This window comes from Mesorhizobium sp. M4A.F.Ca.ET.050.02.1.1, assembly GCF_003997725.1.
Classification (GTDB): Bacteria; Pseudomonadota; Alphaproteobacteria; order Rhizobiales; family Rhizobiaceae; genus Mesorhizobium.
The window spans coordinates 1-8272 of sequence record NZ_RZSG01000211.1; the positions used below are offsets into that span (position 1 = coordinate 1).

General features: G+C 66.9%; 7 protein-coding genes. 6 read left to right on the top strand and 1 reads right to left on the bottom strand.

Annotated elements, in window-relative coordinates:
- The 3 genes from EOA33_RS15930 to EOA33_RS15940 form a co-directional block, all read left to right on the top strand.
- On the top strand, positions 1–1596 hold a 1596-nt coding region (locus EOA33_RS15930; RefSeq protein WP_127406034.1), incomplete at its 5' end, for a YaiO family outer membrane beta-barrel protein.
- A 20-nt stretch (positions 1597–1616) separates the two neighbouring features.
- Entirely contained in the window at positions 1617–2636 is a 1020-nt protein-coding gene (locus tag EOA33_RS15935; protein WP_245455483.1) for a HEAT repeat domain-containing protein, read from the top strand.
- A complete protein-coding gene (locus EOA33_RS15940) occupies positions 2633–4060 on the top strand; it encodes a glycosyltransferase (RefSeq protein ID WP_190234284.1) in 1428 nt (475 codons plus the stop codon). The genes EOA33_RS15935 and EOA33_RS15940 overlap by 4 nt, the downstream gene beginning before the upstream one ends.
- A 30-nt stretch (positions 4061–4090) precedes the next feature.
- On the opposite strand, the gene EOA33_RS15945 is transcribed toward EOA33_RS15940, so the two are convergent.
- Positions 4091–4342 carry an Hpt domain-containing protein gene (locus EOA33_RS15945; protein ID WP_245455482.1) on the bottom strand — a complete coding sequence of 84 codons (252 nt, stop codon included), beginning with the start codon at positions 4340–4342 and terminating at the stop codon, positions 4091–4093.
- 202 nt (positions 4343–4544) lie between these two features.
- Between EOA33_RS15945 and EOA33_RS15950 the strand changes: the two genes are divergently transcribed.
- The 3 genes from EOA33_RS15950 to EOA33_RS15960 form a co-directional block, all read left to right on the top strand.
- Complete coding sequence (locus EOA33_RS15950) at positions 4545–6656, top strand: ABC transporter ATP-binding protein/permease (protein WP_126055107.1); 2112 nt, start codon at positions 4545–4547, stop codon at positions 6654–6656.
- Positions 6657–6899: 243 nt separating this feature from the next.
- Entirely contained in the window at positions 6900–7547 is a 648-nt protein-coding gene (locus EOA33_RS15955; protein ID WP_127400408.1) for a class I SAM-dependent methyltransferase, read from the top strand.
- Positions 7548–7620: 73 nt separating this feature from the next.
- The coding region (locus EOA33_RS15960; RefSeq protein WP_281033524.1) for an adenylate/guanylate cyclase domain-containing protein at positions 7621–8272 on the top strand (652 nt) is incomplete at its 3' end.

Below are 8272 nucleotides of genomic sequence, written 5' to 3' on the forward strand. Positions count from 1 at the left end.
GCGCTGGCGCTGAAACCCGGCAATGCCGATGTTCTGGTGCAGCTCGGCTTTGCCGAGCTCGGCCGCAACGATCTGCCGGCCGCGCGCGAGGCCTTTTCCGGTGCGCTCTCGCTTGCCCCGGCCTATCAGGATGCCAGCTTCGGCCTGGCCGAGGTTGAGTTCCGCTCCGGCAATCTGGATGCGGCACTGCCGCTGGCCGAATCGGTGGTCCGCGCCGAGCCCGGCAATGCCGACGCCGCGGCGCTGGTTGAGACCATTCGCAAGGCAAAGCAGGCCGCCGCCGGCAGCAAGGTGAAGCCCGCTCCGGCGGCTGCAGTGCCCGCGAAGAAGGCGCCCCCGCGGCGGGCGGATCCCGTCGCCGGGCTGATGCAGCAGGGCAGGCGGCTCAGGGCGGCGGGCAAGCTGCCAGAGGCCGAGCAGGCCTATCGCCGGGCGCTAAGGCTGGCGCCGAAGAACACCGACATACTGGTCGCCCTTGGCCTTGTCGTCGGCTCCGGCCAGCGCTTCGACGTGGCCGGGCATTTTTTCGACAGGGCGTTGGCCATCGACCCCGGCCTGCTCGACGCTCGCCTCGGCAAGGTGCGCCTGGCGATCTGGCAGGGCGATTTGCCGCGCGCCCGCGCGCTGGCCGATGAGGCGCTGGCTTCGGCGCCGGACAATGTCGAGGTGCTGAACCTCGACGCCAGGATTGCCCTGCTGGAAGCGGATTACAGGCGGGCCGAACAGTCGTTCCAGCGCGCATTTGCGGTCGATCCGCGCAATGCCGAGGCGCTGGTCGGCATCGGCGATGTGCGCCGCGCCGAGGGTGACGACGCCGCCGCGCGGCTGGCCTACCGACAGGCGCTGGCCATCGAGCCCGGCTCCGCCGACATCGAGCAGAGGCTGGCCGTGCCGCCGCCGCGCAAATGGCGGCTCGATTTCGGCACAGAGATGAGCGATCTCAGCGACGGGCTCGGCGACTGGACCGACAGTTCGGCAGGTCTTGCCTATCGGCTGTCGCCGGCAACGACCATTTCGGGCCGCAGCCGGGTGGCGACCCGCTACGGCCATACCGACGTCCAGGTCGAGGGCCGCATCGACCAGGCCTTTTCGCCCGCCTTCTCCGCCTATGCGCTGGCGACAGCGACCCCGGACGCCGATTTCCTGGCGCGCTACTCGATCGGTGCCGGCGCGTCCTGGCAGGTCATGGCGCCGGCCAGGCAATTCGGTCCGGTCTCGCTCAACATCGACGCCCGCTACGACGATTTCGCCAATGCCGGCGTCACCACCATCTCGCCCTGGGTGCAGGGCTACATCCTCGATGGCCGCCTCGGGCTTTCCGCCCGCTGGGTGCACGCCGAGGACGATATCGGCACGCGCGCCGACGGTTATGTGCTGCGCGCCGATCTTGTGGTGACGCCCCGCTTCAACCTGTTCGGCGGTTACGCCGACGCGCCGGAAATCTCCGACGGCACGCTGGTGCCGACGCGCACCGTCTTCGGTGGCCTTTCCTGGGATGTCAGCGATCCGCTGACGCTGCGCGCCAGCCTGGCGCACGAGCAACGCCCGACCTTCGACCGGACCATATTCGGGCTCGGTCTGACCGCGCGGTTCTGATCATGTGGCTGGTCTGGGACATGTCCATTCTGCTCAGCGCCCTTTCGCTGGTGATCATGCTGCTTTTGATCGCGCGCCGGGTGCTGCAGGAGCGCCGGAGCACTGCCGCCGCCGATCAGCGGCGCCAGCTTCTGACGGCGCTGATCGCCTTCACCGAAAACCGCGACCGCGAGGCCCTGAAGGCGGCCATCCTCGCGGTGCCGGCCGGGGTGGCGATCAATGCCGGCTTCGAATTCCTGTCGCTGCTGCGCGGCGCGGAGCACGACGACGTCCTTGCCGCCTTCAAGGAATGCGGCATGCCGGCCCGTGTCGGCAGGCAGCTTGAACGAGGCAACGTCGCCGAACGCATCCACGCCGCCGAGATGCTCGCGGCGCTGGATTCGGAGGATGCGTCGGCACGCCTGCTTTCGGCGCTGGCCGAGGACCGCTCGCGCGAAGTCAGGATCGCCGCGGCCATCGCGCTCAGCGATCTCGGCAGCCTGCCGCTGCTCGACTTCGTACTGGACAATATCGGCGTGGCGGGGCAGCGCTCGCGGCGCGTCATCGAGCTGTTCAGGCGCTTTCCGCGGACGCGCTTCAACGAGCTTGCGGTGCATGCATCGCGCGCGGACGGCGTGCCAGTCGTCAGGGCGGCCGCGATCGAAGCGCTGGCCCGCGCCGGCGGCTTCGGCTTCGCCGATTTCTTCGCCAGCCTCGCCGGCGATGCCTCACCCGAGGTCGCCGCCGCCGCGCTCCGCGCGCTCGGCCTGACCGGCCATGCCGACGCGCCGTCCATCCTGGCGAGCGCGATGGCGAGCGACGACCTCGACGTGCGCGCCGACGCCGCCGACGCCGCCGGCCGCCTCGGCCTCAGCGAACTCGCTGCGACGCTCGCCGGGCTGATGGACGACGAGGTGTGGACCGTGCGCTATGCCGCCGCCAACGCGCTGCGCTCCTTCGGCCAGCCCGGCGAAAAGATGCTGCGCGCGATGGCCGCCAGCGACGTCTCGCGCAGCCAGCGCACCGCCTCGCTCATCCTTGCCGAGGGCCCTGCCACATGATCGCCGACTGGAGCCACCAGATCGTTCTGACAGCCTCAATCCTGTCCTGGTTCATCATCGGGGCCGGGCTGGCGCAAACGGCGATCTACCTGTTGCAGCTCATCGTCGCCGCCTACGCGCTGTCCATGCGCCCGCCGGTGGCGCGCTCGGCGCTGCTCTGGCACCGCTATGGCGACGTCGCGCCGCCGATCGCGCTTTTGGTGCCCGCCTACAACGAGGCACTGAACGTGGTCGAGAGCGTCCATTCCATGCTGGCGCTCGAATATCCGAATTTCGAGGTGATCGTCATCAACGACGGCTCGAAGGACGACACGCTGCAGCGCCTGATCGAGGCCTTCAGGCTGGTGAAGTTCCACCGGCCCTACGAGGAGGAACTGGCGCACCAGCCGATCCGCGGCCTCTATTCCTCGCCGATGACCGAGCGGCTGTTCGTGGTCGACAAGGAGAATGGCGGCAAGGCCGATGCCCAGAATGCCGGCATCAATGTCTGCCGCGCGCCGCTGTTCTGCATCATCGACGGCGATTCCATCCTCGAACCCGACGCGCTGATGCGCGCGGCGCAACCCTTCATCGACGATCCGGAGCGCACCATCGCTGTCGGCGGCACGATCCGCATCGCCAACGGCTCGCGGATCGAGGCGGGCAGGGTGCGCGAGGTGCGCCTGCCGTGGCGCCTGCTGCCGCTGCTGCAGGTGGTCGAATACCTGCGCGCTTTCCTGATGGCCAGGCTTGCCTGGAGCCGCATCAACACGCTGATGCTGGTCTCCGGCGCCTTCGGCATGTTCCACCGCGCCGAAGTGGTGGCGGTCGGCGGCTTCACCCAGGGTTCGATGGGCGAAGACCTCGACCTCGTCATCAAGCTGCACCGCCACATGCGCGATACCAGGCGCAAATACCGCATCCAGTTCGTTCCCGAGCCGGTGTGCTGGACCGAGGCGCCGGAGACGCTGAGCGTGCTGGGCAGGCAGCGCACGCGCTGGCAGCGCGGCGCGCTCGAATGCTTCTTCCGCTACCGCGCGATGCTGTTCAACCCGCGCTACGGCCGCGTCGGCTTCCTCGGCTTCGGCCACATACTGATCGTCGACGTGCTGGGGCCGGTGGCCGAGGTGCTGGGCTATATATTGATCCCGGCCTTCTGGCTGCTCGGCATCCTGTCGGGCGAATATCTGCTCGCCTTCACTTCACTCGTCTTCACCTATGGCGTCTGCGTCAGCGTCTGCTCGCTCGTCCTCGAAGAGGCCGAGTTGCAACGCTTTCCTCGCGCCAGGGACCTGGCCGTGCTGACGGCGGTCGCCGTGATCGAGAATTTCGGCTACCGCCAGCTCAACAATTTCTGGCGCGTGAAGGGCTGGTGGCAGTTTTTGCGCGGCAACCAGGGCTGGGGCGAGATGACCAGGACCGGCCTCGGCGGCGCCAAGAAATAGGCGCGGCCGGTTCGCGCCCGGCCATTCGCGTCATTGCAGCGTGCGCTCGATCTCCGCGATCAGCGCATCGAGCGCTGCGTCAATGGCACCGCCATCCGCCTGTTCGACCAGCAGCGTCTCCAGCGCCGCTGCCTTGGCACTGATCTCCGCAAAGCCGAATGTTCCGCCGGCTCCCGCCAGCGAGTGGGCGAGCTTGGTCACGTCGGGCAGGGGACCTTGCTCCCGCGCGGCCTTCAGCTCCGCGAGCTGATCGGCGCACCGGGCCAGGAAACGCTCCCGCAAGGGGGCGAAGGGATCGTTTGAAATGGGCCGCACTCCATTCGAATGTCGGCGGCATTCAAACAGAAAGTCGGGCGTGTTGGAATGGCCGGGGCGGGATTGCTGGGTGGCGTCAGGCCGTTGCAAGTGCTGGTCAGGGCTGCCGGCAGCCGGACTATCGACCCGACGGCATGAAACCTTCTGATTTTGAAGCCGTTGTCGGCTGATGTCAGAAGTTGATTCCAAACCGAAGCCGGCCGCCGGCGCCAAACCGCGCGGTGCCCCGAAGTCACGCCAGAAGCGGTCGCGCCCAGGGACGCCAGACGAAGAGAAGTCGCGCGGAGAGAAGGCGCGTCCAGAGAAAACGAGGGCAGAGAAATCGCGCCAGGAGGAATCGAGCCAAGAGAAGTCGCGCGAAGAGAAGGCCTCGGCTCCCGAGGTCAACGGCGAGGCCGCGCCGCCGCCGGAGGCCGTCGAACCCGATCCGAAGCTGACCCCCGAAGAAGCCGAGCAGGCGCGCAAGAAATATCTGCTGCGGCGTTTCTGGATCAGCGCCCGCGGCTACTGGAGCCGGCGCGGCGACAGGCTCGCCTGGCCGTTCACGATCGGGCTGTTGATCCTGATCTGCATCAATGTCGGCGTCCAGTACGGCATCAATGTCTGGAACCGTTCGATCTTCGACGCCCTCGAGCAGCGCGACGCCCGCACCGTCTATCTCCTCACCGCCGTCTTCCTGCCGCTCGTGTTCGCCAACGGAAGCCTTGTCGTTGCGCAGGTCTATCTGCGCATGACGATCCAGCGCCGCTGGCGTTCCTGGCTGACCACCGCGGTCATCTCGCGCTGGCTGGCCAGCGGCCGCTACTATCAGCTGAACCTGGTCAGCGGCGACCACCAGAACCCCGAAGCCCGCATGACCGAGGATCTGCGCATCGCCACCGATTCGCCCGTCGATTTCATCTCAGGCGTCCTGGTGGCGTTTCTCGCCGCCTCGACCTTCATCGTGGTGCTGTGGACGATCGGTGGGGCGCTCACCCTGCCGATCGCCGGCGAGACCATCACCATTCCCGGCTTCCTGGTCATCGCCGCTGTCATCTATGCCGCCATCACCTCGACCTCGATGGTGGTCATCGGTCGCAACTTCGTCCAGCTCTCCGAGCGCAAGAACCAGGCGGAGGCCGAGCTGCGCTACACGCTGACGCGCGTGCGCGAGAACGGCGAGAGCATCGCCTTGCTCGGCGGCGAGGACGAGGAACGCAGCGGCATCGACAGGAATTTCGGCCATGTTCTGAGGCAATGGGCGCTGCTGACCGGCCAGCACATGCGCACGGCGCTAGTGTCGCAGGGGTCGAGCCTGTTTGCGCCCGTCGTGCCGATCCTGCTGTGCGCGCCGAAATTCCTCGAAGGCAACATGTCGCTTGGCGAGGTGATGCAGGCCGCTTCCGCCTTCGGCATTGTGCAGGGCGCTTTCGGCTGGCTGGTCGACAATTACCCGCGCCTCGCCGACTGGAACGCCTGCGCGCGACGCGTCGCCTCGCTGATGATGTCGCTCGACGGGCTGGAGCGCGCCGAACTGAGCGATGCGCTGGGACGCATCCAGCGCGGCGAGACTGAAGATGGCGCCATGCTCAGCCTCGATAATCTCTCGGTGACGCTCGACGACGGCACCTCGGTGGTCAAGGAGACCGAGGTCGCGATCGAGCCGGGCGAGCGGGTGCTGGTGGCCGGCGAATCCGGCTCGGGCAAGTCGACGCTGGTGCGGGCCGTCGCCGGCCTGTGGCCGTGGGGCGGCGGCAGCGTCAATTTCCACGCCGACAGGCGGCTGTTCATGCTGCCGCAGCGGCCCTACATCCCTTCCGGCACGCTGCGCCGCGCCGTCGCCTATCCCGCCGCCGCCGACAACTGGACGGTCGAGGAGATCAATGCCGCCCTCGACAAGGTCGGCCTCGCCTATCTGGCCGCCAGGATCGAGGAAGACGCGCCATGGGACCAGACGCTGTCGGGTGGCGAAAAGCAGCGCCTCGCCTTCGCGCGCCTGCTCTTGCACAGCCCCGATATCATCGTGCTCGACGAGGCGACCTCGGCATTGGACGAGAAGAGCCAGGACAAGATGATGCAGACCATCATCCACGAACTGCCCAAGGTCACCATCATCAGCGTGGCGCACCGCGCCGAGCTGGAAGCCTTCCACAGCCGCAAGATCACGCTCGAGCGCCGCAAGGGCGGCGCCAAGCTGGTCAGCGACATCGAGCTCGTGCCGCGCAAGGTCAAGCGGAATGTGTTCCAGCGCGCCCTGTGGGGAAGCGGCGCGCGGGGTGGAGCGCGGCGTGAGGTCGAGTGAGGTGGCAGGGCATCGCATATGGTACTCCCCGCTTTGTGAGGGAGAGGAAACGCCAACCACCGTTGGTCGCGGCCCTGAAAGACTTGGGTTTCCTCTCCCCCATGAATTGGGGAGAGGCGGCCGCGCAGCGGCCGGTGTGGGGGCTGGCGCCGCCATTTTTGCCGGGATTTGGGCCAGCCCGGCCGGTTACCTCGCGTTCAGCTCCGCCGTGTAAGGAATGCGGCATCCGGAGGCGGCTGGCTCATGTTGGACAACTACGAGGTGGACCGGTTTGGCGTGATCCACCAGATCGACTTCACACCGATCAAGTACGACAAGCAGTACATTTCTTATTACGAGGACCTCAGTGACCGGACCATCAAGCTCGGATACCAGCGGCTTGGCTGGGTGCTGGGCATCACCGGCGAGGTTCCTCGGTCCGTGCTGGAAATCGGATACGGCACCGGCACCTTCGTCGAAGCCGCGAAGATAACCGGGGTCGCCGATTGCGCCGGCTGCGACATCGCCGAGTTTCCGCTGCCCAAGGGCGTTCGCTTCGTCGATTGGGATGAGGCGCTCGCCAGCCAGTGGGATCTCGTCGCCATGTTCGACGTGCTCGAACACATCCCGGATCTGGGTTTCCTCGGCCGCCTTAAGACCCGGCACCTGGCCGTCGCCGTTCCCTATTGCCGCTGGCGCGAGCTCGGCGCCGACGGCGACGCGTGGTTCCGAACGTGGCGTATGCGTCTTCCCAACGAGCACCTGCACCACTTCGATCGCGACTCGCTGGTGGCGCTGCTCGCGCACAACGGCTTCGAATGCGTGACGCTGAACTCATTCGAGGACGGCATCAGGCTGCGCCCCGGCGAAGCGGGTCCGAATATTCTGTCCGGCTTCTTTAGGAAGTTGTAGGTGGGTTCCCGGTCCTAGACAGCCTGTCTCCCCTGGTGGATCATGCGTGGGTAGGCAAGCCAGGGGCGCCGCCATGGACGTCGGAGATTGGCTGCGGAGGCATGGCCTCGAACAGTATGAGGCCGCCTTCCGCGAGAATAAGATCGACGACACGGTCCTGCCGACGTTGACGGCCGAGGACCTGAAGGATCTTGGCGTCGGATTTGTCGGACATCGTCGTAAGCTGCTCGACGCCATCGCAGCCTTGCGCGCTCAAGTAGCTGCACCAACGCCACTGTTATCCGATGCGCCTCTGGCAATCGACAATGCCGCGAAGGACACCGCTGAGCGCCGTCAGGTCACCGTGATGTTCTCGGACCTTGTCGGCTCGACGGCACTCTCGGCGCGAATGGACCCTGAGGATTTGCGGGAGGTGATTGCGGCCTATCAGAAGTGCGTTGCCGAGGCGGTGCGTCGCTTTGGCGGGTTTGTGGCCAAATACATGGGCGACGGCGTGCTGGTGTATTTTGGCTATCCAAAGGCGCATGAGGACGACGCGGAGCGAGCCGTGCGGGCTGGGCTGGCGATCGTTGATTCGATCGCAAGGCTCGCGATCCCGGCACAAGGTGGGCTTGCGGTACGCGTCGGCATCGCAACGGGGCTGGTGGTGGTGGGTGATCTCATCGGCGAAGGAGGAGCGCAGGAGGAAGCGGTGGTCGGCGAGTCGCCGAACCTGGCGGCGCGGC